29 protein-coding genes, 1 tRNA gene and 1 pseudogene are annotated in these 25599 nt (G+C 62.8%); 12 read left to right on the top strand and 19 right to left on the bottom strand.

The features are described from left to right. Window positions 1-128: 128 nt before the first annotated feature. The 5 genes from NKI95_RS08820 (at window position 129) to NKI95_RS08840 (ending at window position 4320) form a co-directional block, all read left to right on the top strand. The gene (locus tag NKI95_RS08820; RefSeq protein ID WP_352715973.1) at window positions 129-869 is read left to right on the top strand and encodes a PDZ domain-containing protein; all 741 of its coding nucleotides are present in this window, start codon (window positions 129-131) and stop codon (window positions 867-869) included. A 117-nt stretch (window positions 870-986) separates the two neighbouring features. Beyond that, on the top strand, window positions 987-1376 hold the full coding sequence (locus tag NKI95_RS08825; RefSeq protein WP_352715976.1) for a lysozyme inhibitor LprI family protein: 390 nt from the start codon (window positions 987-989) through the stop codon (window positions 1374-1376). A 15-nt stretch (window positions 1377-1391) separates the two neighbouring features. Next, the gene (locus NKI95_RS08830; RefSeq protein ID WP_352715978.1) at window positions 1392-3269 is read left to right on the top strand and encodes a M60 family metallopeptidase; all 1878 of its coding nucleotides are present in this window, start codon (window positions 1392-1394) and stop codon (window positions 3267-3269) included. A gap of 175 nt (window positions 3270-3444) precedes the next feature. Continuing rightward, on the top strand, window positions 3445-3858 hold the full coding sequence (locus NKI95_RS08835) for a hypothetical protein (RefSeq protein WP_352715981.1): 414 nt from the start codon (window positions 3445-3447) through the stop codon (window positions 3856-3858). Window positions 3859-3948: 90 nt separating this feature from the next. Then, on the top strand, window positions 3949-4320 hold the full coding sequence (locus NKI95_RS08840; protein WP_352715984.1) for a DUF4087 domain-containing protein: 372 nt from the start codon (window positions 3949-3951) through the stop codon (window positions 4318-4320). 129 nt (window positions 4321-4449) lie between these two features. On the opposite strand, the gene NKI95_RS08845 is transcribed toward NKI95_RS08840, so the two are convergent. The 9 genes from NKI95_RS08845 to NKI95_RS08885 form a co-directional block, all read right to left on the bottom strand. Continuing rightward, window positions 4450-4534, bottom strand: a tRNA-Leu gene (locus tag NKI95_RS08845). Window positions 4535-4607: 73 nt separating this feature from the next. Beyond that, window positions 4608-5228 (bottom strand): 2,3-bisphosphoglycerate-dependent phosphoglycerate mutase, encoded by a 621-nt coding sequence (locus tag NKI95_RS08850; protein WP_352715987.1) that lies wholly within the window; start codon window positions 5226-5228, stop codon window positions 4608-4610. A gap of 59 nt (window positions 5229-5287) precedes the next feature. Further along, window positions 5288-6121, bottom strand: a complete 834-nt coding sequence (gene dapB / locus NKI95_RS08855) for a 4-hydroxy-tetrahydrodipicolinate reductase (RefSeq protein WP_352715989.1) — start codon at window positions 6119-6121, stop codon at window positions 5288-5290. Next, the gene (locus tag NKI95_RS08860; protein WP_352715991.1) at window positions 6118-7977 is read right to left on the bottom strand and encodes an ABC transporter ATP-binding protein; all 1860 of its coding nucleotides are present in this window, start codon (window positions 7975-7977) and stop codon (window positions 6118-6120) included. The genes dapB and NKI95_RS08860 overlap by 4 nt, the downstream gene beginning before the upstream one ends. A 118-nt stretch (window positions 7978-8095) precedes the next feature. After that, the gene (locus NKI95_RS08865) at window positions 8096-9121 is read right to left on the bottom strand and encodes a glucokinase (protein WP_352466604.1); all 1026 of its coding nucleotides are present in this window, start codon (window positions 9119-9121) and stop codon (window positions 8096-8098) included. Between the two features lie 121 nt (window positions 9122-9242). Then, complete coding sequence (gene mepA / locus NKI95_RS08870; protein ID WP_352715994.1) at window positions 9243-10337, bottom strand: penicillin-insensitive murein endopeptidase; 1095 nt, start codon at window positions 10335-10337, stop codon at window positions 9243-9245. Window positions 10338-10393: 56 nt separating this feature from the next. After that, window positions 10394-11302: an SDR family oxidoreductase gene (locus NKI95_RS08875; protein WP_352715997.1), complete on the bottom strand. Its 909-nt coding sequence runs from the start codon at window positions 11300-11302 to the stop codon at window positions 10394-10396. Continuing rightward, entirely contained in the window at window positions 11299-12459 is a 1161-nt protein-coding gene (gene queG, locus NKI95_RS08880) for a tRNA epoxyqueuosine(34) reductase QueG (protein ID WP_352716000.1), read from the bottom strand. The genes NKI95_RS08875 and queG overlap by 4 nt, the downstream gene beginning before the upstream one ends. Continuing rightward, window positions 12440-13132, bottom strand: coding sequence for a glutathione S-transferase family protein (locus tag NKI95_RS08885; protein ID WP_352476844.1), 693 nt, complete (start codon window positions 13130-13132; stop codon window positions 12440-12442). The genes queG and NKI95_RS08885 overlap by 20 nt, the downstream gene beginning before the upstream one ends. Before the next feature lie 160 nt (window positions 13133-13292). Here NKI95_RS08885 and NKI95_RS08890 point away from each other — a divergent pair, with 160 nt between their 5' ends. Then, the gene (locus NKI95_RS08890) at window positions 13293-14099 is read left to right on the top strand and encodes an undecaprenyl-diphosphate phosphatase (RefSeq protein ID WP_352716003.1); all 807 of its coding nucleotides are present in this window, start codon (window positions 13293-13295) and stop codon (window positions 14097-14099) included. Window positions 14100-14193: 94 nt separating this feature from the next. After that, the gene (locus NKI95_RS08895) at window positions 14194-15444 is read left to right on the top strand and encodes a flavin-containing monooxygenase (protein WP_352716006.1); all 1251 of its coding nucleotides are present in this window, start codon (window positions 14194-14196) and stop codon (window positions 15442-15444) included. Between the two features lie 67 nt (window positions 15445-15511). On the opposite strand, the pseudogene NKI95_RS34425 reads toward NKI95_RS08895, so the two are convergent. The 5 genes and pseudogenes from NKI95_RS34425 to rsmI form a co-directional block, all read right to left on the bottom strand. Further along, window positions 15512-15658, bottom strand: a pseudogene (locus NKI95_RS34425) (PDDEXK family nuclease); the annotation flags it as partial. 94 nt (window positions 15659-15752) lie between these two features. Beyond that, on the bottom strand, window positions 15753-15989 hold the full coding sequence (locus tag NKI95_RS08900; protein ID WP_352913167.1) for a metallothionein: 237 nt from the start codon (window positions 15987-15989) through the stop codon (window positions 15753-15755). Window positions 15990-16072: 83 nt separating this feature from the next. Further along, window positions 16073-17422, bottom strand: a complete 1350-nt coding sequence (locus NKI95_RS08905) for a complex I NDUFA9 subunit family protein (protein WP_352716009.1) — start codon at window positions 17420-17422, stop codon at window positions 16073-16075. Further along, on the bottom strand, window positions 17374-17751 hold the full coding sequence (locus NKI95_RS08910; protein WP_352469370.1) for a YraN family protein: 378 nt from the start codon (window positions 17749-17751) through the stop codon (window positions 17374-17376). Before NKI95_RS08910 ends, NKI95_RS08905 begins: the two co-directional genes overlap by 49 nt. After that, on the bottom strand, window positions 17744-18670 hold the full coding sequence (gene rsmI, locus NKI95_RS08915) for a 16S rRNA (cytidine(1402)-2'-O)-methyltransferase (RefSeq protein ID WP_352716012.1): 927 nt from the start codon (window positions 18668-18670) through the stop codon (window positions 17744-17746). The genes NKI95_RS08910 and rsmI overlap by 8 nt, the downstream gene beginning before the upstream one ends. A 174-nt stretch (window positions 18671-18844) precedes the next feature. Here rsmI and NKI95_RS08920 point away from each other — a divergent pair, with 174 nt between their 5' ends. Next, window positions 18845-19030 carry a hypothetical protein gene (locus tag NKI95_RS08920; RefSeq protein WP_352469083.1) on the top strand — a complete coding sequence of 62 codons (186 nt, stop codon included), beginning with the start codon at window positions 18845-18847 and terminating at the stop codon, window positions 19028-19030. A gap of 7 nt (window positions 19031-19037) precedes the next feature. After that, a complete protein-coding gene (locus tag NKI95_RS08925) occupies window positions 19038-19223 on the top strand; it encodes a hypothetical protein (RefSeq protein WP_352469082.1) in 186 nt (61 codons plus the stop codon). Between the two features lie 72 nt (window positions 19224-19295). Here NKI95_RS08925 and NKI95_RS08930 read toward each other — a convergent pair whose 3' ends face one another. Genes NKI95_RS08930 through rph form a run of 5 tightly spaced genes read right to left on the bottom strand, consistent with a single transcriptional unit; the run spans window position 19296 to window position 22606 of the window. Beyond that, entirely contained in the window at window positions 19296-19619 is a 324-nt protein-coding gene (locus tag NKI95_RS08930; RefSeq protein WP_352716015.1) for a low molecular weight protein tyrosine phosphatase family protein, read from the bottom strand. Window positions 19620-19623: 4 nt separating this feature from the next. Beyond that, window positions 19624-20787 carry a radical SAM family heme chaperone HemW gene (hemW, locus tag NKI95_RS08935; protein WP_352716017.1) on the bottom strand — a complete coding sequence of 388 codons (1164 nt, stop codon included), beginning with the start codon at window positions 20785-20787 and terminating at the stop codon, window positions 19624-19626. Further along, window positions 20784-21446, bottom strand: coding sequence for an RdgB/HAM1 family non-canonical purine NTP pyrophosphatase (gene rdgB, locus NKI95_RS08940; RefSeq protein WP_352716019.1), 663 nt, complete (start codon window positions 21444-21446; stop codon window positions 20784-20786). Before rdgB ends, hemW begins: the two co-directional genes overlap by 4 nt. Next, a complete protein-coding gene (locus NKI95_RS08945) occupies window positions 21446-21856 on the bottom strand; it encodes a VOC family protein (protein WP_352716022.1) in 411 nt (136 codons plus the stop codon). The genes rdgB and NKI95_RS08945 overlap by 1 nt, the downstream gene beginning before the upstream one ends. A gap of 33 nt (window positions 21857-21889) precedes the next feature. Next, window positions 21890-22606, bottom strand: coding sequence for a ribonuclease PH (gene rph / locus NKI95_RS08950; RefSeq protein ID WP_292658263.1), 717 nt, complete (start codon window positions 22604-22606; stop codon window positions 21890-21892). A gap of 131 nt (window positions 22607-22737) precedes the next feature. On the opposite strand from rph, the gene hrcA reads away from it, so the two are divergent. From hrcA to NKI95_RS08965, 3 genes are all read left to right on the top strand, one after another. Next, window positions 22738-23850 carry a heat-inducible transcriptional repressor HrcA gene (gene hrcA / locus NKI95_RS08955; RefSeq protein WP_502909130.1) on the top strand — a complete coding sequence of 371 codons (1113 nt, stop codon included), beginning with the start codon at window positions 22738-22740 and terminating at the stop codon, window positions 23848-23850. A 32-nt stretch (window positions 23851-23882) separates the two neighbouring features. Further along, window positions 23883-24080, top strand: a complete 198-nt coding sequence (locus tag NKI95_RS08960) for a hypothetical protein (protein WP_254818005.1) — start codon at window positions 23883-23885, stop codon at window positions 24078-24080. Window positions 24081-24179: 99 nt separating this feature from the next. Then, window positions 24180-25535: a PQQ-dependent sugar dehydrogenase gene (locus NKI95_RS08965; RefSeq protein ID WP_352716026.1), complete on the top strand. Its 1356-nt coding sequence runs from the start codon at window positions 24180-24182 to the stop codon at window positions 25533-25535. The last annotated feature ends 64 nt before the right edge of the window (window positions 25536-25599 follow it).

Consider the following 25599-nt stretch of genomic DNA (forward strand, 5'->3'; position numbering starts at 1 on the left):
GCGTATGCTAGCAAATATGATCTGCCGAAACCCTATGTTTCCCGGCTCTTAACGCGGTTTTGATCCCCATCAACCACGCCTCTCGGCACCGCTACCAGATCCCGCCCAAGCTTCGCGGGGTGTATGTCTTGGCCGTTGCACCCCATGGCGTTGCCGCGCGGCAAGGCATCCGACCGGGTGACGTGCTTGCCACAGTGCGGCATCAACCGATTTCGACGCCGACCGATGTCGACCGACTCGTTTGGGCCGCTCTTGCCGTCAGCGCTACCAGTTTTCTGTTTGGCGTGAACCGCGGAACAGAAGTCGAAGATGTCGTCGAAGTCAATACCAACATCACCGTCAACAACTTCAATACCAACATCTCGGTCAACAATATCTCGCAATGGACGAGCGTCGATAACCATGAGGAGTGGACGCAGATCGTCGATCAGTATGACGACGAGATGGAGACAAGTCTCAACGACACGAGCTATCGCGAAGACGACTCGCAGCCCGGCGACAGCAGTCCAGACGTAACTCCTCCCGATGCTGATGACGATTCCGACGATAACAACGCGGACACCGATGGCGATAGCTCGGACGACAGCACCGACGACGACAGTTCCAATGATCAGGACGATTCGAGCGATCAGAATGACGATGATGGTGATGACGACAACAACACCGACGACGATAGCTCGGATGACAATACCGACGACAATAATTCCGATGATCAGGACGATTCGACCGATCAGAACGACGATGAAGACTCAGCGGCCGGTGACGATGACCAAAACAGCACCGACACCGACGATGACAGCACGGATGGCGATGCGTCGGATGACAGTAGCGACGACAGTAATGGATCGGATGATGACGATTCCAATTAGTGGCTGGCCCCGCCGGCCACGGATATCTGAAGTGAACGGCGGGATAACCACCGCCCGTCAATTCGGTGGATTCTAAACGGAGGACAATCGATGAAAACCGCAATACTGAGTGCCGCCATGGTTCTGGCCATGCCGAATTTCGTACTCGCCGAGGACAAGTGCTACGACGCCGCCAAGGATCAGGCCTCGCTGAATGCGTGCGCCGATGCCGCGTTCAAGAAATCCGACAAGAAGCTCAATGAGCTTTACCAACAGATCGAAGCCCGCCTGAAGGGTGACGCGGATACCAAGAAGCTTCTCGTCCAGGCACAGCGGGATTGGGACAAATTTCGCGATGCGGAGTGCCGTTTCCAGACTGCGGGAGCGGCCGGAGGAAGCGTAATGCCGATGCTCACCGCGCAGTGCATGGACAGCCTGGCTCAATCCCGGGTCAAAGCCTTCGAGGGTTACCTGAAATGCGGCAAGCAGGGCGATCCGATGAGTTGTCCCGTTCCGGCCGCGAATTGACACGTCGGTGTCGGGATGAAGACCTTCATCGTATCTGGAGTGCACTTGGTAGCCGGGCTCTTGCTGGCGGCAATTGTTACGGCCGCAGGTGCCGCTGAGATCCCCGAAGGGGACTATTACATCGTCGCGAAGCATTCCTACAAAGCGCTCACCGCCTTTGAAGGCAGGCATGGCGAGATCGTGCTTGGTCAGTCCGCTCGCAAACCCAAAGATGGTCCCGCGCAGCTGTGGACCATCACCAGGGCGACCGGAGAAACGAACGGCGCAACCTATCAAATCCGGTCTCGACGATACGGAACGTATCTTGCTGGGGGCGACGAAGACGAAAACGGGAATACGAGTGTCGTCCTCAAGGACGAGCAGTCCGCTGAGGGGCAGGCATGGCGCTTCAAGCCGCATTTGAACAGCTACGGCATCGAGCTGGATGACAGCGGCACGACGCTCAACGTCAGGGCCAATGAACGTGCGGACGACGCTCGGATCATCGTCTATGACGCCAGCCTGGACGATAATGCCCAGTGGTTGCTTTATCCGGCCGGCAATGGCGACCGACCGGCAGCGGCGTCGGCAGCGGTGTCGGAATTCGACAATCTGAACAAACGCTTTCGCCTCGCTCCGATGCCTGCAGCCACACCCGAGGCCAGTAGGCTGAGACGCACGAAGCTGATGGACGATCAGCCAAGCGGTGTGTTCGTGAAAAAGGGAGAGGCAGTATCGGTTACGGCCGAAGGCCTGCCGCCTTCCCCCGACGGCTTGACGATCATGATCGGCCCGATGAACAGCTTCTATGACGAAAGGCCCCAGGATGACCCGCAATTGATCATCGCCAAGGAAGGGCGCACCGACTTCACGGCGAAGCGCGACGGGCTGATCTATTTCCGCTACGCCGAGAGCGGCTTCAGTGCGGCTCTGCCTCCGATCGACGTGGCAATCGTGCGTGGCGGCAGTTCGATCCCCCTCTACGTCAAGGGAAAAACAAGCTTCGAAGACTGGCGTAAAATGCTCACCGACATGCCCGGTGCGCCATTCGTCGAGATGATAAGCGAGCGTGTTGCCATTACCGCGACCCGCAAAGTCTATATGAGGGCGCCTCAGGACGACCCTGCGGAAATTCTCGACACCCTCGAGCAAATTCTAGGCTGGTACGATGCGCTATCCGGTCTCGACGGTTCCTCCAAACTTCATCGGGCATCCCGTTTGCGCATGCACTATCAGCAGGACACGGTGACACCGGCGAAGGTCTTCGACGACGGCATATACATGTACGCAGGCAACTATTTCATAGGTGTCCCCGGCAGCAACATGGGTGATTTGCTGAACGTGAAGAAGCTGCGGCAAGCGTGGTCGATCTGGCATGAAACCGGCCATATGTACCAGCAGCAAGATTGGACCTGGGGCGAGATTGTAGAAACTACGGTCAATATCTACTCGCTCAACGCCCAGGCACATTTTGGCCATCCGTTCCGCTTGAAAGAGCGCGATGACTCTACTGGCAAGACGCCGCTGGATCTGGCGGCGCGATATCTGGCGCGGAAGACGCGCGATTTCGACAATGAAAAACAGATGCGTGTCAGCGCGGATGACGACGATGAGCTTTGGGCGCGGCTGGTCATGTTCGATCAATTGCGCCGGGGTCTCGGCGAGGATTTCTATCCGAAGCTTCACCGATATTATCGCGAGCATCCACTGGATGATGCCAATGAGCAGGATGCGGTCAAGATACAAACCTTCATCCTGCGTGCCAGTACGGTCGCAAATCAGGACCTGACCCGGTTCTTTTCCGATTGGGGGCTGCACATCGAGCAGGAAACCGCCGACAGATTGAAGCGTTTGAACCTGCCTCCAGCAGATTCTCAACTGTCGCGCGTTCGTCTGAATGTCGCTTCACGGTGAAGCCGGCGGCGAGCGTGATGCCGGCGCCAGACACGAAAGGATGCGGGGGGCATCGGCATTGCGTGAGGGGCCTTAAAGGAGGTGGATTGTGAAACGCTATAGATCACTGCCCGCAGTGACGATCGCAGCATCTGCGCTGTTGGCATGTGTTGCGTCGGCAACAACCCAGGGCGATATGGGCTTCGACGTCAACGTCACGCTTTCCAAAAAGGCAGCCGCCAGGCTCGCGGCTAAAAAGGAAGGGATCGTTGTCCTCGCCTCCTATTACGGTGACCCGAAGCGGAGCGCCGAGAAGCACGCCAACGAAGTCGGCCAGATCGATCTCACGCCGCAGGACGAAGAGGTCGAGATAGCGGGCACAGCGGGCCACGCCCACATCAGCGGCACAAAGGTGGACACGAAGCGTCTCGATTGGCTTGCCGGCCCTCCCGAGGTCAACGTCAACGTTGCGTCGGCGCGCAAGAGCAGTCCGGACAATCTGCTCAGCTGCGATTTCATCGACGGTCCACTAAGCGATGTCCAAAGGAAGCCTGTGACGCTTCATTGCGGATTGATCGAAGAAAATGTGGACACGAAGTTGAGGCCATAAGGCTTACAAAATCATGCCGCCTCGTGACCGGCGTTAACGCAGATTATCGGCGGCATGACCTGCTTTACTCAAGGGAGGGTGAGGATTCTCATGCGCCCATTGTTCGCAATCTGTTTCTGCCTGGCCATCATGTCCTTGCCTGCCGCCGCCTATGCCGAGCGTCGTTGTGGCTGGTACTCCAGCCCGACACCCGGCAACCTCGTCCTGACCGACAGTGACGGGGATTGGTGGATCCAGATGCAGGGACGGCCGGATCCCAAAGGCATCGACAATGTGCCGGCCTTTAACGAGCGGCAATTCGTCGAGACCAATGTGCCTGGTTCGGGCCACGGCTACGGATGCGCGTGCATGACCGTAGCAACCAACGCCAAGCAACAGAAGATCACCAGAGTGATCTCGGGCGAAATCCTTCCGCTGCTGCGCTGTCGCAACGACAGATCGCTGCCTAACCCGGGCGGATAATTGTTAGATATCTTGTGGATGCCATGGACGACGGCAGGCAGACTAGGACATCCGGCCAAGAAAAAGCCCGGCAGACCGGGCTTTTTCTTGGAGTTTCTGAACCCTATCAAAAAGTTCGAAACGGGAATTTGGTGCCCAGAAGAGGACTCGAACCTCCACTCCTTGCGGAACACGGACCTGAACCGTGCGCGTCTACCAATTCCGCCATCTGGGCTGGTGCGCGCTCATTAAGCGGGCGAGGGATGAGTGTCAACGCGCTTTTTTGAAAGCCGCGTTCCTTCTCCGGCTCAGTGCCCCAGCACTTCCTTCGACGCCACCGTGGAATCGGCGTTGAGCGTGTAGATGACCGGCACGCCGGTGCCGAGTTCGAGCTTGACGATCTCCTCGCCCGATTTGCCGTCCAGCGCCATGATCAGCGCGCGCAGCGAATTGCCGTGTGCCGCCACCAGCACCGTGCCGCCGCGCAGCACATGCGGTTGCAGATCGTGCAGGTAATAGGGCCAGACGCGCGCGCCGGTGTCCTTCAGGCTTTCCCCGCCGGGCGGCGGCACGTCATAGGAGCGGCGCCAGACATGCACCTGCTCCTCGCCCCATTTCTTGCGCGCATCATCCTTGTTGAGGCCGGACAGATCGCCATAGTCGCGCTCGTTCAGCGCCTGGTCGCGAATGGTCTCGAGCTCGCTCTGGCCGACGGCGTCGAGAATATGCTGGCAGGTCTTCTGCGCCCGGATCAGCGACGACGTAAAGGCGATGTCGAATTTCATGCCACGCGCCTTCAGTTTGGCGCCCGCTTGCTTGGCCTCGGCATGGCCCAGTTCGGTCAGGTCGACGTCGCGCCAGCCGGTAAAAAGGTTCTTCAGGTTCCATTCGCTCTGGCCGTGGCGCACGAGCACGAGAGTTCTCGACATATTTGCTCCTTGAAATTTTGTGGATCAGCCAAGTCTTGTGGATCAGCCAATTCTGTGGATCAGCTTGTCAGGCCGAGTACGTCCCGCATCGAATAGAGGCCCGGCTTGCGGCCGCGCGCCCACAGGGCTGCCTTGACCGCGCCGCGGGCAAAGATCGCCCGGTCTTCGGCGTGGTGGGCGAGCGTGATGCGCTCGCCGGTACCGGCCAGCACCACACTGTGGTCGCCGACCACCGAGCCGCCACGCAAGCTGGCGAAACCGATCGAGCCGCTCTTGCGCACGCCGGTATGGCCGTCGCGCACGCGAACATCGTTGCCGGCAAGTGCTACGCCGCGCCCGGCAGCGGCGGCTTCGCCGAGCAGCAGCGCCGTGCCCGACGGCGCATCGACCTTGTGCCGGTGGTGCATTTCGAGGATCTCGATGTCGAAATCGTCGGCATCGAGCGCGCGCGCGGCCTGCTCAACCAGCACCGCCAGCAGATTGACGCCGAGGCTCATATTGCCTGACTTGACCACCGTCGCGTGGCGCGCCGCCGCCGCGATCCTGGCATTGTCTTCGGCCGAGCAGCCGGTGGTGCCGATGACATGGACGATGCGTGCCTGCGCGGCATAGCCCGCGAATTCGACAGTTGCTGCCGGCGTAGTGAAATCGAGCACGCCGTCGGCCTTGGCGAAGGCCGGCAGCGGATCGTCGCCGATCGCCACCTCGAGCCTGCCGACGCCGGCCAGCTCGCCGGCATCCTTGCCGATATGGGGCGAACCGGCCCGCTCGATCGCGCCGGCGACGCGGGCGCCCGGTATCGTGTGGATGGCGCGGATCAGCGCCTGGCCCATGCGGCCGGCCGCGCCCACCACCACCAGGCCCATTTCACTAACGGTCGGCGTGTTACTCATGAATGTCTCCCGGCCGCCTTTTTCGCGTGACCATTTTGCGCCGCAGTCTGGATTGGCTTGGCGTCATCGACAAGCCCCAGCCCTTTCCTGCCTTGCACCCGGTGGAACCGCGCATAGACGCTGTGCGGGTCGGCCATCAACGAGGCATGCGTGCCCTGTTCGACCAGCCGGCCCTGCTCCAGCACGATGATATGATCGGCATTGACCACCGTCGACAGCCGGTGCGCGATGACGATGGTGGTGCGCCCTTCCATGACACGGGTCAGCGCCTGCTGGACGCGGGCCTCGGCCTCGTTGTCGAGCGCCGAGGTGGCTTCGTCGAGCAGCAGGATCGGCGCCTGCCGCACGATGGCGCGGGCAATCGATACGCGCTGGCGCTGGCCGCCCGACAGCGTCACGCCGTTCTCGCCGACGGGCGTGTCATAGCCTTGCGGCTGCTGGCGGATGAAATCGTCTGCCGCGGCCTGTTGCGCGGCGCGTTCAATCTCGGCGTCGGTGGCGCTCAGTCGCCCGTAGCGGATGTTGTCGCGGATGGTGCCTTCGAACAGATAAGGCTGCTGCGATACATAGGCAATCGAGCCGCGCAGCGAATGCTTGGTGACCTTTGAAATGTCCTGGCCGTCGATTTCGATGCTCCCCGACTCGACGTCGTAGAAGCGCTGCAGCAGCGCAACCAGCGTCGTCTTGCCGGCGCCCGAGGCGCCGACGATGGCGGTCACCTTGCCGGCGGCGGCGACAAAGCTCAGATCCTGCAGGACCGGCGCCTCCTCGACGTAGCGGAAGGACACATTGTTGAAGCGCACTTCGCCAGAGGTGAATTTCGCCTCGGCGGCTGCCGGCACGTCACCCTGCTGCGGCTCGAGGTCGAGAAGCTCGTAAATCATGCGCGCATTGACCAGCGACTTTTCCATGCCGACCTGCATGCGCGCCAGCCGCCTGGCGGGGTCATAGGCAAGCAGCAGGGCGGTGATGAAGGCAAACACCGCGCCCGGCGGCTGGCCGCCGACGGTCGCCCGGTAGCCGGAATAGGCGATGACGCCGGCGACGGCGAAGCCGGCCAGCATCTCGGAGATCGGCGTCAGCCGTTCCGAGACGCGGGCGATCTTGTTTGCCCGCTGCTCGGCGCCCGCGACGAGGCCGCCGATGCGGCGCGACAGCTCGTCTTCCAGGGTGAAGGCCTTGACGATGGCGATGCCCTGGGTTGCTTCCTGCATGGCGCCGATCAGCCGCGAGTTGATCTGCACCGATTCACGGGTGATGCGACGCACCCGGCGCATCAGATAGGTGACACTGTAGATCAAGGGCGGGCCGATCAGCAGCGACATCGCCGAGAGCATCGGGTCCTGCCAGATCATGACGCCGACCAGCGCGACAAGCGACACGGCATCGCGCGCCAGCGATGTCAGCGTCATCGACAGGAGATCGCGGATGCCGTTGACGTTCTCGTTGATCTGCGCGGCGAGCCGGCCCGAACGGGTGTCGTTGAAGAAGCTGACGCCGAGCTTCATCAGATGGTCGAAGATGCGGCGTTGATAGCGCGCCACCAGATTGTTGCCGATTTTGGCCAGCGTCACTGCCTGGCCGTAGCTGGCCAGCCCGCGAAGCATGAAGGCGGCCAGGATCGACACGCTGATCAGCGCGATAAGATCGCCGCGCTGTTGGTAGAAGATCTGATCGATGACATCCTTCATGATCCAGGCTGTGAAGGCGGTCGTCACCGCGATCGTCACCAGGCACAGCACGGCAAGAGCATAGTACCAGCGATAATCGCGGCTGTTCTCGGCGATGATGCGGCGGATCACCGCCACGATCTCGCTGGGACGGACTTTCCCTTTGGTTGGTGCTGGAAGTGTCAAGTTGGAGCGCTTTGTGGTTTCGGTTCGGCCGGGCTGCAATTCGGCAACCTCTTAACGCTCCAATGGCGGCTTGCCTATGGCCGGGACGGCGAAACTTCGTCGCGGCGCAGCTTATGTCCTAGACCCGCCAGCGCCGCCCCGCCGTCTGCACGCCGAACAGCGACGGATTTCTGGCATAGGCGGCCAGTCCTAAAAGCGCCGCCAGCGGATGGGTGATGACATAGACCGGCATGCTGCGCATCAGGGCGCTGTGCGGCGCCTTGTCCTCAAAGGCGGCGCGGAAATTGCCGGTGCGCAGTGCCGGCAGGATTTTTTGCGCGATGCCGCCGGTGAGAAACACGCCGCCGCGGCTCATGAACACCAGAGCGAGATCGCCGGCGGTGCGCCCCAGGCAGGTGACGAAGATCGACAGCGCCTCTTCGGCCACCGGATCGTTCTTTGCCAGCGCCGCGGCGGTGACCTCGGCAGGCGTGGTGAAGGGCGACGGCTTGCCGTCCGCCTTGGCCACCGCCCGGTAGGCGTTGACCAGGCCGCGCCCGGACAGGATCTGTTCGCCGGAGATGCGGCCCTCGAGCTTCTCGATATGCGGAAACACCTGGAAATCGCGCGGCGAGCGCGGGCCGATATCCATATGGCCGCCCTCGCCGGGCACCGGTATCCAGTGATGCAGCGCATAAACCAGCCCGGCGACGCCGAGCCCGGTTCCCGGGCCGAGCACTACCCGCCCGGAATTCGGTTCCGGCGCGTCGCCGCCGATCTTTTCCATATGCTCTTCGCCGAGCGCGACGACGGCCAGCGCCTGCGCCTCGAAGTCGTTGAGCACCACGACGTCGCTGAGACCGAGACTGGCGAACATCTGTCTCGGCTTGACGATCCATGGGCAATTGGTAAGCGGGATCTCGTCGCTTTCGACAGGACCGGCTACCGCCAGCACAGCCGAATTCGGCCGGACCGACGAGCGGTCGAGCACGGCCGACTGGATCGCCTCGTCTATCGTATTGAAGTTGGCGGTCTGGACGATCGTCGGCTCGCCGGCTTCGGAATTCGCGTCAAGCACGATCGAGAAGCGCGCATTGGTGCCGCCTATGTCGCCGATCAGGATCGGAAATCGCAACAGAGTGTCGTCGTCGCTTACGCCTGGCATGCTCTCGTCCGTTCCCGACGCGTATCGCCGTTCTCTCGTTGACTAGCGCATGACCGCAAAAAGGGAAATCGGTTTTCGAAGTGGAGATGCACGGATGCAGACAGCGAGCACGCCGCCCCCATCAGTGCCCCGGTCGTGGACGCGGCAGTGGAATGCGGATCTCGGGGGTCGCCACAAAGGCGTTCGCCGAGGCCGGAAGCGCTGCCGCGCCGGCTGCGACCGTCGGCGGCGGCGAAGGCTCTGTCGCGGGAGCAGGTACGGCCGCGATCGGCACGCCGTCGCCATGGTAGGTGACTGCTTCCGCCGAGGCCGGAGCCGGCGCGTCGAGCACGAACTGGCATTGCCTGGGCAGGTTCGCCATCGTCATCACGTCGCGTGCCTTCGGCTTGTCCGGGTTCTTGTTGGGGCGCCACGGCTCCTCGGTGAACCACCACGCCAGCGCCTGGTCGCAGCCATCGCCCGGCACCGTCGCTTCCTGCGCCTTGCAGTCGGGTGATCCAGCCTGGCAGCCGATGCGAATGTGGAAGTGGTAGTCGTGGCCCCAGAACGGCCTGACCTTGCGCAACCAGCTGCGGTCGCCTTTGACCGTGTCGCAGAGCTTCTTCTTGATCCCTGGATTGACCAGGATGCGCTCTACTTCAGGATAGCTCGCAGCGCGCTTCAACAGCCGCGTATGCATCGGCGTCCACAGCCCGTCCTTCACCAGATGGGTCTTTTCATCGACCATCAAGGTAGCGCTGATGTTTTCGCGCTCTTCGGTAGAAAGCTTGCGGTCGGGCATCGGCGTCAGCCAGATGTCGGCGTCGAGGCCGATCTGGTGCGAGGCATGGCCGGTCAGCATCGGACCGCCGCGCGGTTGCGAGATGTCGCCGATCAGCAGGCCCGGCCAGCCGTCGGCCGCGGCATCGCGCGACAGTTTCTCGATCAGCGCGATCATTGCCGGATGGCCCCAGCGGCGATTGCGCGACGGCCGCATCACCTCCCAATGCCGGCCGTCCAGGGGCAGGGCGACGCCGCCGGAAAAACAGCCTTTGGAATAAAAGCCGATCGATTGCGCTGCTGCGAGTGCCGGCAGCTTTTTGGCGCCGAACAGGTCTTTTGCTCGTTCCTCGGCGCTCGTCGTCTGCGCTGCAAGCGCCGTCAAGCCGGCGACGGCCAGTGCTGCCGAAAGCAGCAGCGTTTTGCCGGGCAACGCTCGCTTTAACGTCTTCCCCAAGCTGGACCCCTCCGCGATTTGAACCGCATCATACTACGCCCCGCGCAACATATCGATCACGACCGTTTCATCGGGCTGCGCGCCTCGCCGTCGCGCCAGTCGCCGCTCGCCCACATGGCGTCGAGAGCCGAGCGGTAGTCGGGGAAGCGAAAGCCATAGCCGGCCGCCTTGATCGCTGCATTGGCGACACGCTTGTTTTCGCCATAGAAGGACCGCGCCATGGGCGAAAGTTGGGCGGTCTCGAACGGAATTTCGGGTGGCGGCTCGATGCCCATCAACCTGGCGGCATAGGCGACGACGTTCTGCGGCGGCGCCGGCAGGTCGTCGGTGACGTTGAAGATGCCGCCGCGATTGCCTTCGGCGAGATGCCAGAGCGTGCCGGCAATATCGTCGCAATGGATGCGGTTGAACACCTGGCCCGGCTTGACCAACCGCCTGGCGGTGCCGTTTTCCAGATTGACCAGGGCGTTGCGGCCTGGCCCATAAATGCCGGAAAGCCGCAGGATCGCCACCGGCCGGCCGACGTCGTGGCCCAGTTTCAGCCAATCCTGCTCGGCGGCAACCCTCATCACTGATCGCTTCGATACTGGCCGGCATTCGGCGGCCTCGTCCACCCAATTGCCGCCATGGTCGCCATAGACGCCGACGGTGGAGAGATAGGCGATCCATTCGAGCTCCGGCATGTTGGCTGCGATCACCTCGCGAGCCGCGCCCAGCACCGGGTCGCCGGCCTCGTCCGGCGCGACCGAAACGACGAGATGGGTTGTCTTCCCAAGCGCATCGCCGATTTCGGAGGTCAGCGTGCCATCGAAACGCAGCGGCACGATACCGGCTTGCCGCAGCGCCGCGAATTTTTCCGGCGACCGTGTTGTACCGAAGATCGTTGTGTCGGCATCCCTGTTGGCGCGGGCGAAGGCCTTGCCCGAATAACCGGCGCCGAAGATGAAAACCTGCTTTTTGGTCATGTATGCGCCTCGATCGGCTTTGGCAGGGCCAGAAGCCATTCGCCTCTCACAGCCTCGTCATCTTCTGCTTGCAAAGCGGTTGCGGCACGTTCGGCAAACTCCCGACCCGGCACCAGCCGCGATAGCGCCCATACCGCGGCTCCGCGAACCAGGGGCGAGGCGTCGTCGAGCAGCGCGCGGACGGCGCCGGCAAGCGACAAATCCTGAGAATTGCCGGCGGCGATCAGCACGTTGCGGATGAAACGATCGCGACCGATGCGCTTGATCGGCGAGCCCGAAAAAAGCGCGCGGAAGGCAGCGTCGTCGAGGCGCAGCAACTCGGCGAGCGACGGTTCGCGCAAGTCCGCGCGGGCGGCAAGCTTTGCCTCCGAAGCAGCTTGGGCGAACTTGTTCCACGGACAGGCGGCCAGGCAGTCGTCGCAGCCATAGATGCGATTGCCGATCTTTTCCCGGAACTCATGTGGGATCGGCCCTTTGTTCTCGATGGTGAGGTAGGAAATGCAGCGCCGCGCATCGAGCCGATAGGGCGCCGGAAAGGCATCGGTCGGGCAGGCGTCGAGGCAGGCCCGGCAGGAGCCGCAATGATCGTCCTCCGCCGCGTCCGGCACCAGTTCGGCCGTCGTGAAGATGGTGCCGAGGAACAGCCAGGAGCCATGCGCGCGGCTGACCAGGTTGGTGTGCTTGCCTTGCCAGCCGAGGCCGGCCGCCTCGGCCAGCGGCTTTTCCATCACCGGCGCGGTGTCGACAAACACTTTCACGTCACCGCCGGCGCGCGCCACGATCTTGCCGGCGATCTCCTTCAGTCGGCCTTTCATCACGTCATGGTAGTCGCGGTTCTGCGCATAGGCCGAGATCGCGCCGCGGTCGCGCTTCGCCAGCACCTCGCGTGGATCGTGGTCGGGGCCGTAATTCATCGCCAGCACGATGATCGAGCGGACCTCCGGCCAAAGCGTCGTCGGTTTGCCTCGCCGCTCGAGTGTTTCGGCAATCCAGCCCATCGAGCCGTGAAAGCCGTCGGCAACGAATTCGGCCAGCCGTTTCAGCGCCTGCGGAATCGCATCGGGCGTTGTGACGGCAACGGCGTCAAAGCCGGCGTTCCGCGCCTCGCGGTCGATCAGCGCGCGCAGCTTTGCCGTATCAGAAATCGAGGTCCGCATAGTGTGACACCGGCGACAGGCCACGCACCCGGTCGGACAGAAGCGGCCGGAACGAAGGCCGTGATTTCACCCTTGTATACCATTCGCGCGCGGCGCTGTGTTCGCGCCAGTCGATCTCGCCGAGATAGTCGAGCACCGACAGTGCTGCTGCCGCCGCGAGATCGGCATAGGTGACCTTGTTGCCGGCCAGCCAATGACGGGTTCCGGCCAGCCAGTTGGTGTATTTCATGTGCTGGCGGATATTGGCGCGGGCGGCGCGGATCGCCGCCGAATCGGGCGAGCCGCCGCCTGCCGTTTCCGGCATGACCGGCTTCAGAACGCGCTCGCGCACCAGATGCCGGGTAACCTCGCTTTCCGCCTTGTTGAGGTACCAGTCGGTCAGCCGGCGGATTTCGGCGCGCTCCATCGGATCCTCGGCGAACAGCCGCTTGTCGCGCTTGAGTACGCCGCGCGTCTCGTCGAGATATTCGGCAATGACCATCGCGCCGACGATCGGCACGTCGCCTTCGGCGAGCAGGATCGGCAGCGTGCCGGCCGGGTTCAGTGCCAGGAACTCCTTGCGCCGCGTCCACGGCTTCTCTTCGATCAGCGCCAGTTCCTCGCCATACTCGCCAAAGGCGAGGCGGACGAAGCGGCAGCTGGCGAACATCGGATGGTGGAAAAGCGTCAGCATGGTCCCGCGATAATAAAGCGCACTGGCAAATCGCCGGCTGCGCCGGTAAGTCTTGGCCGCCCGATTCAGGGGCTGTCAGGGTGCTGGGACCTATAGGGGGAGTTCCGCGCCGTGACAAGCAAGCCGTTTCTCAAGACCTCACTCCAACGCCGAGGTAGCCATGGAAAGCCAGACCGTCGTCGAAGCGCTGCTGCTCGGCATGCTCGAGGGCCTGACCGAGTTTATTCCGGTGTCTTCGACCGGTCATATCCTGCTCGCCGGCCATTTCCTCGGCTTTCATTCGACCGGAAAGGCCTTCGAAATCCTGATCCAGCTCGGCGCCATATTGGCGATCCTCAGCGTCTACTTCCGCCGTCTCTGGAAGATGCTGCTCGAGCTGCCCTACGACCGGCTGACGCGGCATTTCGTCCTTGGCATCCTCATCGCATTCCTGCCGGCGGCAATCATAGGCGCGCTGGCGCATGATTTCATCAAGACGGTGCTGTTCGAATCGCCGCGGCTGATCTGCATCATGCTGATCATCGGCGGTGTCATCCTGTTGCTGGTCGATCGCATGAAGCCGAAGCCGTATTACCACGATGTCGAGCGGTTTCCGACCAGGCTTTATCTGCAGATCGGGCTGTTTCAGTGCTTGTCGCTGATCCCCGGCACGTCGCGCTCGGGCTCGACGATCGTCGGCGCGCTGCTGCTCGGCGTCGACAAACGGGCGGCGGCGGAATTCTCCTTCTTCCTTGCCATCCCGACGATGGTCGGCGCTTTCGCCTTCGACCTGTTCAAGAACCGCAATGTACTGAGCAGCGCCGACCTGCCCATAATCGCCGTCGGCTTCGTCGCCGCCTTCGTCACCGCGCTAATCGTCGTGCGCTTCCTGCTCGACTACGTCTCGCGCCACGGCTATGCGCTGTTCGGCTGGTGGCGGCTGGTCGTCGGCATCGTCGGCCTGACGGGGCTGGCCATCTGGGGGTGAGCCGGCGCGGATAGCGCAATCCCAGCCGGAACTCTATTCTTGCCCCAAGCCGAGCCATACGATCTTGTGGACGTATGGTTGGCAGGGGGAATGCATGAGCGAAGTTCTTGACGCCCTCGTTATTGGCGCCGGGCCGGCGGGGCTCGGCGTCAGCTATTTCTTGAAACGGCGGGGCCGCGACCACCGTGTGCTCGATCGAGGCCGGATCGGCGAAACGTGGCGAACGCAGCGATGGAACTCGTTTCGACTGAATTCGCCGACCATTCGCTCCATCTTACCCGGTGATTCCTACGAGGGGCCCAAGCCGTGGGGCGCGATAACCCACCACGCGTTCGTCGCGTACCTCGAAGGCTATGCCGAGCGGCACCGTCTGCCGGTAAGCACCCAAACTCCAGTACAAGAGCTGACGAGAGACGATGGGATCTTTCGCATCACCACGACGGACGGGGCGTTTCTGGCGCGCAATGTGGTGATCGCCACGGGCGACCAAAATCGGCAGGTTCGGCCACCAGGATCGACCGACTTGCCAACCGCAATTCGCCAAGTCGATTCCTCGGCTTATCGCAACCCGGCCGAGTTCGAGAGTGGCGCGGTGCTGGTGGTAGGCAGCGGCCAGTCGGGCGGCCAGATCGCCGAGGATCTGGCGCTGGCCGGACGTGTGGTCTTTTTGGCGACCAGCCGCAACGGCCGTTGGGTGCGGCGTTACCGCGGGGGCAACATACTTAAATGGCTGACGCTGTCCGGGTTTCTCGACGTCCCGCGCAAGGAACTCGTCCTTCCCTCCGGCAAGCTGCAGGCCCGCGCGCTGGTCGGCGCGACCCATACTATCAGCCTGCAATCGCTGAGCGCGCAGGGCGTGGTGCTGCTAGGCCGCTTCAGGGGTGTGGAGAATGGCAACCTCGTCTTCGGCGACGAGCTCGACGACCATATGCGATTTGCCGACGAGGTTTCGGCGGATGCCAAGCGCCTGGTTGACGAGTACATAGAGCGCGCCGGCCTCGATGCGCCACTGGCCGAGGACGATCAGGATGAGACGATCGAACCGCGCCTGCCCGATCCGCCGATCCGCTCCCTCGACTGGACGGCGAGCGGCATCAGATCGGTGGTCTGGTGCACGGGCTTCACCGGCGATTTCTCATGGGTTCGGCTTCCCGGCGCGCTCGATGCAGCCGGCCAGCCCGTCCACGAGGATGGCGTCAGCGCTGTTCCAGGCCTCTTTTTCGCCGGCCTCGATTTCGGATCGACGCGGAAGTCGGGCACCATACCAGCCATTCCAGAGGAGGCGGCCGCCGTTGTGGAGCGACTTGTCCAAGGTGGAGCCGACTTGCCACGGAACGACGTCTAACCGATCCGTCGAGCGCGGGTTGTTGAACGTGCAAGAACATGACAGCTCTGGCGCGATCAAGACGACGCACGCTGCCTTTGTCGAAGCGCACCGATAATTTTCCGCAATCGGATTGGCGCGACAGCCAGAAATCGGCGGCGCCTTCGATGCGGCGCTCCGATTCGCGGCCGACTGCATCCATTGCCTCCATCAGCGTGCGGTGCGCCTTGACCTCGGCTGGTCGTCTTCGGGCTGACAGCACTGGCCATCTGGGGTGAGCCGGCGCAGTCATTCGGAATGGTCGCCCTGGAGACGCCAAAGGAGGTGCATCAAGGCGCGCGATCGGTCAGCGCGCTCGCACCTTCCTCCGCGGCGCAATGTGCGCAGCAGTAGATGATGTCATCCTGTTCGACGCCATGTCCGATGATCCGGCATCCGCAATGCGGACACGTCGGAGCAAGTTTCTGGACCGCGCATTCGAAGCTGTCGAACGTGTAGGTCTCGTCGGCCATCGTCACTTTGAAAGCCTTGTCGTAGTCATTCCCGCATTGATCGCATCTGGCCATAGTTCTTTTCCTTCTTTCATTGGCTTCAAGCTCGACCAACCTGTCGCGCGGCGATAGGTTCCCGCCGGGATCAGGGGGCCGTCCTAAGGCGGAGACGAGCGCGAGCCTACGCCACGGCGCTGTTCGATCACGCGGATCACCTCGTCGATATCCCGCGGCTCGATGTCGAGTTCCTTCAGGCCCGGCGCGTCATTTGCTGCCACATTATCCTGACGCATAAGATCGATCTGGTTGCGCGTTATGGGGGCAGCCGGGAGGAGTTCCGCGACGCCAGCCAAGGCGTTCCATACCGCAAACGGCACCGGCATCAGCTTGACGTGCGTATCGAGCTGTCGGGCGATCTCCCGAAGCAGTTCCTTATAGGTATAGATACGCGGGCCACCGAATTCGAATATGGATGAACCCATGTGGCTCCGCCCGTCGATCAGCCGGCTCACTGCTTCCGCGACGTCTGCCACATAGACCGGCTGAAGCCGTGTGCCACCATCGCCGAACAGCGGATAAACCGGCAGGAGGCGTATCATCCTCACAATGGTCGTGAGGAAAGCGTCGTCAGGTCCTGTCATGACGGCGGGACGCACAATGAAAGCGCCGGGAAATGCGCTTTCCACGGCAACTTCTCCGCGTCCACGTGCCCTTATATAATTCGAATCCGATTGAGGATCGGAGCCGATCCCTGAAATCTGGACGAACTGATCGATCTCGCCGTTGCGCGACGCGGCAGCGAGATCGGCCGCGGCTTTCACATGGACGCGTTCAAAGGTCTGGACGCCCTGCTCGACGTAAAGACTGACAGCATTCACGATCACCTGTGATCCGGTAATGGCCGACCCGATCGAGGACGCATCCAATATATCCGCCTCGACTGCTTCGGGCATCCTTGTACTCGAGGAAAAGACCAGGGCCACGCGAGCCGGATGGCGAGATGCGGCACGGACCGTGAAACCCCTTTCCAGGAGCCGCTTCACGATCCTGCGCCCGAGAAAGCCGGTTCCGCCGAACACGGTGACGATCCGTTCCGGGTTGAGATCGTCAGGATCCATTTGCCTCGCCATCCCTAGTCCTCGCGTAGCTGCGACGAGGACTGCCCTGGCTGGCATTTGAACCAGCCCGTCGAACATCAGGACGATTGGAGAACAACGCAGGAACGCTTTTGTTCCAGTCAGATAGACAAACCGAACGATTGAGCGAACGCAGGTGAGCGCCGGCACATGATCGAGGCTGCCGACGAAAAACCCCGAATGCCTCCTACCGGACGTCCGCTTTTGCGCGGCGCATCGAAGGTCAGCAAATGGCGCGACTTCCTTGTTCCCATCGACGAGACGACAGGCAACATAATCTGAACTGGAGATCGCAGCAAAACCGACCCCACTTCGGGAATAGCCTAGCTCCGCCCGTAGAAAACGTTCTCGACATGCACCGGCCAGCGCCACGGCAGTACCGCCACCATGTCGAAGCGCACCGATAATTTTCCGTAGTCGGATTGGCGCGACAGCCAGAAATCGGCGGCGCCTTCGATGCGGCGCTCCGATTCGCGGCCGACTGCTTCCATTGCCTCCATCAGGGTGCGGCGCGCCTTGACCTCGACGATCAGCACCAGATCGCCGCGCCGCGCGATCAGGTCGATCTCACCGAACCTGGTGCGGTGGCGGCGGGCAAGAATTCGGTAGCCTTTCAGCATCAGCGCCGCCGCCGCCAGCCATTCGCCGTGATGGCCGCGCCGGTAGGCCTTTTGCCGGCTGGCGCTCGGCCGTTCAGCCATCGCCGTCTCCGCCGGCCCCGTCTCTTCCGGCATTCCTGAGGTCGAGCAGCCGCCGGTAGAGCGCCTGTTTCTGACCACCCGTCATCTTGGCGGCTTCCGCCGCCGCCTTGGAGGCCGGCATCTCGGCGGCGAGCGAAAGCAGAAGCCGGTCGATGTCTTCAGGCTCATCAGCGACCGCATCGGCCGGGCCGACGCAGATGACGATTTCACCCTTGGGCGTATCGGCTCCCGCATAATGGCTGGCGAGCGATTGCAGGGTGCCGGTCCGCATCTCCTCGAAAGTCTTGGTCAGCTCGCGGCCGACGGCCGCCTTGCGGGCACCGCCCAGTGCCTCGACCATGGCATTGAGCGTCTCGGCCAGCCGGCGCGGCGATTCGAAGAAGATCAACGTTGCCGGCACCGCCTTCAACGCTTCCAGCCGCGTCAGCCGCTGCCCGGTCTTCACCGGCAGGAAGCCGGCAAACAGAAAGGCGTCCGAGGGCAGGCCGGATGCCGTCAGAGCGGCAAGTGGCGCCGACGGTCCGGGGATCGGCACGACACGAATGCCGCGTTCCAGCGCCTCGCCGACCAGCCGGTAGCCGGGGTCGGAGATGAGCGGCGTGCCGGCATCCGAGATCAGCGCTACGCTCTGCCCGGCCAGCAGTGCCGCGATCAGCTTCGGCCCGGCCTCGCCGGCATTGTGCTCGTGGTAGGCGGTGGTGCGGCGGCGGATGCCGTAGCGGTCGAGCAGCACGCGGCTGACACGTGTGTCCTCGCAGGCGACGATATCAGCGGCGGCGAGCGTTTCCAGCGCGCGCAGCGTGATGTCGGCGAGATTGCCGATCGGCGTCGCCACCAGATAGAGCGCCGGCTCGAGCGGCCGGGCGGCAATCTCGATCTGCCCGACCACATAACTGCGTTTGGCCAATTCGCCGGTCACCTGCACAACTCCGTTCGACCCTGTTTGGCACGGCTTACGCTTGGTTGCAAAGCTTGGGTTGCAAAGCCCGGGTTCCAAAAGGGATGCCGACGTGAACCAGCCGCCATGCCTTCGCCATAGTAGGGAACGAAACCGTTGCCGGCGAATTTTACCCCTGATCTCGGGAGGAGCAGGATGGACAGCCTGACGATACAGGACGTTTTCGAACCCTACTATGCCGGCCGCAAGCGCTTCGCCGCGCCATGCGACAAGAGCCTGCCTGCCGAAGCCGCAGATGGCAGAGCCAAGAAGCCGCTTGCACGCCAGCGATCGGCAGAGAGCAAGCCCGCAACCGAAACCGACCGCACGATGGAGCACTGACCGGACGATGCCCAATCGCTTCGACATTTTCATCACCCGCCTCGAAACAAAAAGCGCCCGCGATGGCGCAGCATCACATCCCACAGCCGACCAGCACCGTGCCTCGCGCGACAAAAGCGAGATCAAGCCGGCGCGCTCCGGAGAGACCAGCGAAAAAGATCGCGCCAAACACCGCCACAAGCACGAGGCTTGACCACCGCAGACCTTCGCGATTGGTCGAGACAGCGCTCGAAAGCGCGGTTGCGCATGCTCCGCGATGTATCGTTCAGCCCAGATACTTCGAGACTCGCGCCTCCAGCAGGCCGACCAGAGCCGGGTCCATGAATTCATAGTCGTCGGGAATATCGAGGCAGATTACTCGAGCCTTTTTCAGGCTTGTCTTGAATTTCTGCTGCAGTTTGGCGCGGTGCGTTTTTTCCATCACGAAGATGATGTCGGCCCAGGCGACGAGTTCATGCGTCAACGGAGTGTCGGCATCGTGATTGGTGCCCGCTGATGCGACCTCGACGTCCCGCCGCTTGGAAAACAGCTGCTCCGCCGTCGGGCTGCGCAAGCGATTCTGGCTGCAGACGAAGAGAACGTTCTTCAACGTGCTATCTGGCCAGATCCGCCACGACCGCATCGAGCACGATCATGCCGGCCGGCGTGGCGCGCAGGCGGGCATTGCCGATCGGCGCCACCAGGCCTTCGTCCTGCAGCACCGACAGCCGTGCCGTCGACAGGCCGCGCCCTGAAAATGCCTCGTAGCGGGAAAGGTCGATGCCTTCCGCCAGCCTCAGCCCCATCAGCAGGAACTCGTCGGCCTCTTCGGACCGCGTCAGGATCTCGCCGCCGGTAACGCCATGGCCCTTGGCCTCGACCAGATTGGCCCAGGTCTCCGGCATTTTCTCGGTGATCGTCACCACGCGCCGCCCGCTCTCGACGAAGCGGCCATGCGCACCGGGACCGACGCCGACATATTCGCCATAGCGCCAATAGGTGAGATTGTGCCGGCTTTCGGCGCCGGGCCTGGCGTGGTTGGAAATCTCGTAGGCCGGCAGTCCGCGCGCGGCGGTGATCTCCTGTGTCAACGCGTAGAGATCGGCGGCAAGCTCATTGTCTGGAATGATGAATTTCCTTGCCGCATGCAGTGCATGGAACGGCGTGCCTTCCTCGATGGTCAGCTGATAGAGCGACAGATGGTCTGCGGCGTGGCCGATCGCCTGCTCGAGCTCCGTCTGCCACGCCTCAGGCGTCTGGCCGGGTCGCGCGTAGATCAGGTCGAACGACAGCCGTGGGAATATCTCGCGCGCCAGGCCGATCGCATGCAGGGCCTCATCGACATTGTGCAAACGGCCGAGAAAGCGCAGATCCTTGTCGTTCAGCGCCTGCACGCCAAGCGACACCCGGTTGATGCCCGCCGCGCGATAGCCGCGAAAGCGCTCAGCCTCGACGGAGGAAGGATTGGCCTCCAGCGTCACCTCGATGCCATCAGGCACCGTCCAGTTCTTCGCCACTGCATCCAGCACCGCCGCCACGGTCTGCGGCGTCATCAGCGACGGCGTGCCGCCGCCAAGAAAGATGCTTGTCACCTCGCGCGGTCCCGTGCGGCCGCGCATGGTCGCCAGCTCGGTCTCGAAGGCGCGGGCAAAACGCTCCTGGTCGACCGGCTGGTGGCGGACATGGCTGTTGAAGTCGCAATAGGGGCATTTGGCCGCGCAGAACGGCCAGTGGACGTAGACGCCGAAACCAGGGCTGCGGTCGAGCAGCATGGTCATGCGGCGGCCAATCGGGCTTGGGCGAATTTCTGAAAGGCGCGGGCACGGTGTGACAGTGCGGTTGACTGGCCGGGCTTCCAGCCATGCTTTTCCTCCGCGCTCATCTCGCCGAAGGTCTTTTCGAATCCGTTGGGCAAGAACACCGGATCGTAGCCGAAGCCGAGCTCGCCGCGCGGCGGCCATACCAGCCTGCCCTCGACCTCACCGCGAAAATATTCCGCCTGGCCGTCGGGAAAGGCCAGGCAGATCACCGCGACAAAGTGGCCCTTGCGCTGAGCAGGCGTGATCGCGCCAACTTCCTGCAAAGCCACTTCCGTGCGCTGCATGGCCATGCCGAAGTCGCGGGAGCCGTCCGGCGTCTCGGCCCAGTTGGCGGTGTAGACGCCGGGTGCGCCGTCGAGCGCATCGACACATAGGCCGGAATCGTCCGACAGCGCCGGCAATCCAGTGGCCTTGGCGGCGGCCAAGGCTTTTATGAGGGCGTTCTCCTCGAAGGTGGTGCCGGTCTCGTCCGGTTCCGGCAGGCCGTATTCCTTGGCGGACTTCGCTTCTATGCCGAACGGCGCCATCAGATCGGCGAATTCCCGCAATTTGCCAGCGTTGTGGCTGGCGACGACGATCTTATGCCCGTCAAGCGAGTGAACAGTTGGCGAATGCATCAGATGCCCCAGATTTTTGGCTCGGCGAATTCGATCGAATTGCCCGACGGGTCGCGAATATAGATCGAGCGGCCGCCCTGCGGCCATTCGAACTCGCTTTCGATGGCGATTTTCTTCGCCTCAAGATGGGCTTTCCAGCGCGGGATTTCATCCGCGCTTGCGGCGAAGCAAAGATGCCCCTCGCCGACGGCGCCATGCGGCGGCACTTTGAGCTTGGCATCGGACGCCGGCGGCACCTTGGTCGCCTCGGCATTGAAGATGAGCAGCACGCCGTCGCCGCAGCGGAAGAAGAGATGCCTGCCGTCGACCCTGCCGAGCGGATCGAGCCCGAGCACGCCCGAATAGAACTGTTCCGCGGCAGCAAGATCCGTCACGTAGAGTGCTGATTCCAGGATTGCGGAAGGGGTCACAGGATCGTCAACCTCATCGTCATAAACTGAAGATCAGTCCACGGCCATCTGCTGCAGGCTGACCAGGCGCTGAATGCCCTTCTTGGCCAATACCATCAGCGCCGCGAACTGCTCTTCCGAGAACGGCTCGCCCTCGGCCGTGCCCTGGATCTCGACGATACCGCCCTTGCCGGTCATGACGAAATTGGCGTCGGTGCCGGCCGAGGAATCCTCGATGTAGTCGAGATCGATGACCGGCTGGCCATCATGGATGCCGCAGGAGATCGCCGCAACGTGATCCTTCAGCACCTTGCCAAGGCTCGCCATCTGGCGGACTTCCATCCAGCGCAGGCAATCGTAAAGCGCCACCCAGCCGCCGGTGATCGAAGCGGTGCGCGTGCCGCCGTCGGCCTGGATCACGTCGCAGTCGACGGTGATCTGCTGCTCGCCGAGCGCCTGCAGATCGACCACGGCGCGCAGGGAGCGGCCGATCAGCCGCTGGATCTCCAGCGTGCGGCCGCCTTGTTTGCCGGCCGAAGCCTCGCGGCGCATGCGCTCGCCGGTCGAACGCGGCAGCATGCCGTATTCCGCCGTCACCCAGCCCTTGCCGGAGTTGCGCATCCAGCCCGGCACCTTTTCCTCCAGGCTGGCCGTACACAGCACATGCGTGTCGCCGAACTTCACCAGGCACGAGCCTTCCGCATGCTTGGAGACGCCGCGCTCGAAGGAGATGGGGCGCATTTCGTCGAATTGGCGTTTGGAAGGGCGCATTCAGGCTTCTTTCTTTCTTCGGAATCTTGGCCGGCTTGTAGCCGCACGGGGCGTGAGGCGCAAAGGAAAATGGACCGGTTGCGCCGCCGCCGCGGAAGTCTATATCTTCGGGGCGGAGGTTTTGGCTCGAAATGACAAAGGCAGTCGATACCGGCTCGCAGTCGCACGTGCTCCCGTCGCACGCGCTGCAATCGCCCGCGCTTCAATCGCTCGACATGCGTTCGCGCGACATCTTCCGGCGCATCGTCGATTCCTATTTGAGGGATGGCGAGCCGGTCGGTTCGCGCAGCCTGTCGCGCATCCTGCCGTCGTCGCTGTCGCCGGCCACCATCCGCAACGTGATGAGTGACCTTGAGCATCTCGGCCTGATCTATGCGCCGCACATTTCGGCCGGCCGGCTGCCGACCCAGGCCGGCCTGCGCTTCTTTGTCGATGCTTTCATGGAACTGGGTGACCTCTCCGACGAGGAGCGCCGCACCATTGAGGCGCAGGTGCGCGCCTCCGGCTCGGGCGCGACGCTGGAGCATATGCTGACCGAGGCCAGCCAGATGCTGTCCGGCATGTCGCGCGGCGCCGGCCTCGTGCTCGCCGCCAAGAACGAGGTGGCGCTGAAGCACATCGAATTCATCCAGCTCGAGCCGACCAAGGCGCTGGCCGTGCTGGTCTCGCAGAACGGCGACGTCGAAAATCGCGTCATCGATCTGCCCGCCGGCATCACCGTCTCGCAATTGCACGAAGCCTCCAACTTCCTCAACGCCCATATCCGCGGCCGCACCCTGGCCGAGGCGCGGGTCGAGATCGCCCGCATCAAGGAAGAGACCAGGGCAGCCCTCGACACGCTGTCGCAGGATCTGGTCGAGAAGGGCCTGGCGGTCTGGGCAGGCGCCGAAAGCGGCGTGCCTGGGCGGCTTATCGTGCGCGGCCGCGCCAATCTCCTGGAAAACGTCACTGCCCAGGCCGACATAGAATTGCTGCGGCATCTGTTCGAGGATCTGGAGACGCAGGATGGGCTGATCCAGCTCCTCGATCTCGCCGAGGAAGGCCCAGGCGTGCGCATATTCATCGGTTCGGAAAACAAGCTGTTTTCGCTGTCTGGCTCCTCGCTGGTGGTGGCACCCTATCGCGACAAGGACGCGCGCGTCGTTGGTGCGCTCGGCGTCATCGGGCCGACGCGGTTGAACTATGCCCGCATAGTACCGATGGTCGACTATACCGCGCAGCTGATTTCGCGCATGCTGCGCTAGGAGCCGCCGCGGCCTGCCGCAAGGAGAAAAAAATGGCGCTGGAATCGTTCAAGGCCCAGATTAGCCTGCTGCTCGAGGAAATGGTCAATCAGCCTGAGGATCAGCACGAGGTGCAAGAGCAGTTGCGTGAGAAGCTGCAAGAGATGCGGGCCATGGGCCTGCCGCTGCCGGCCGATCTGGTCGCGCTGGAAAAGCGCCTTGATGACGATTTCTACGCCTCTGGCAACTGAAGGGGTTCGGCTTCAAATCCTCGTGTTCCGGACGACCGCTTGGAACGACCAATGCCTCATGCCGTTTGCCCTCTTCGAGGCGAATCCCGGAGGACGTTGATGACCCGATCTGACGGCCTTGCGGCCATTGCCGCTGCTCTCCTTGTCGCGACACCGGCATCCGCCCAGCAGTCGGATCAGAAGGTGCTCAAAGGCGAAGCGGCTTTTGGCGATTGGCACGCCGACAGGCCTGGCGTCCGCCGCCTGATCGGGCCGCAAGACATGCCGGCAGCCGACCCCGCTCAATCCGCTTCGAACGGCGCCGGCGTGGCGGAGCGGCCCGAAAGCGCCAAGCCAGAATTGCCTCCGGGCTTTTCGGCCGAAATGATCGCCTCCGGACTCTATAATCCGCGCGTCGTTCGCGCCGCTCCGAACGGCGACCTGTTCATCGCCAACGGCCATGCCGACCAAATACGTGTCTACCGTCTGGCCGAGGGCCGCGCCAAACCCATCGAGAAAGCGATTTTCGCCAAGGGCCTCAACTATCCATATGGCATCGCCTTCTATCCGCCAGGGGACAAGCCGCAATGGGTCTATGTCGCAAACAGCGACAGCATCGTCCGCTTCCCCTATCGCGACGGTGACCTAAAGGCGTCCGGTAAACCAGAAACCATTGTCGCCAAAATCCCGTCGGGCGGTCACTCGACCCGTGACATCGCCTTCTCGCCTGACGGCAAGACGCTTTTTTTATCGGTTGGCTCGGACTCGAATGTCGCCGAGGACATGGACAAGCAACCCGATGGCGGCGTCGACGCGTGGGCGAAATCAAAGCCGCTCGGTGCAACGTGGGGCTCCGAGGAAGGCCGTGCAGATGTGCTCGCCTTTGACCCGGATGGGAAAAATCCCCGAACTGTCGCCACCGGCCTGCGCAACTGCACGGGCATGACGGTGCAGCCCGCCACCGGCGCATTGTGGTGCGTCGTCAATGAGCGGGACGAACTCGGCGACAACGTGCCGTTCGAATTTGCAACTGCGGTCAAGGACGGCGGATTCTATGGTTGGCCTTGGTACTACATCGGCAATAACGAGGATCCGCGCCATCAGGGCGAGCGGCCAGACCTGGCCGGCAAGGCCACTGTCCCCGATGTATTGATGCAGGCGCATTCGGCGCCGATGAACATAGCCTTCTACGACGGCAAGAACTTCCCGGCGGATTATCAGGGTGACGCCTTCGTCACCATGCATGGTTCGTGGAACCGTGGCGCCAGGACCGGCTACAAGGTGGTGAGGCTCAAATTCAGGGATGGCAAGCCGACCGGCGAGTATGAGGACTTCATGACCGGCTTCGTCATCTCGAACGACGCCGTCTGGGGCCGCCCGGTCGGTGTCGCGATGGCCAAGGACGGCTCGCTGATCGTCACAGAGGACGGTAACGGCACCATCTGGCGCGTTACCTACGAAGACGGCCGCTCCTGAACGGCGGTGTCGCCTGCTGCGCTGGCGCAATCGAATTCGGCCCGAGGGAATTCACCCAACTTCA

This window comes from Mesorhizobium sp. M0306 (assembly GCF_040321655.1).
Lineage (GTDB): Bacteria > Pseudomonadota > Alphaproteobacteria > Rhizobiales > Rhizobiaceae > Mesorhizobium.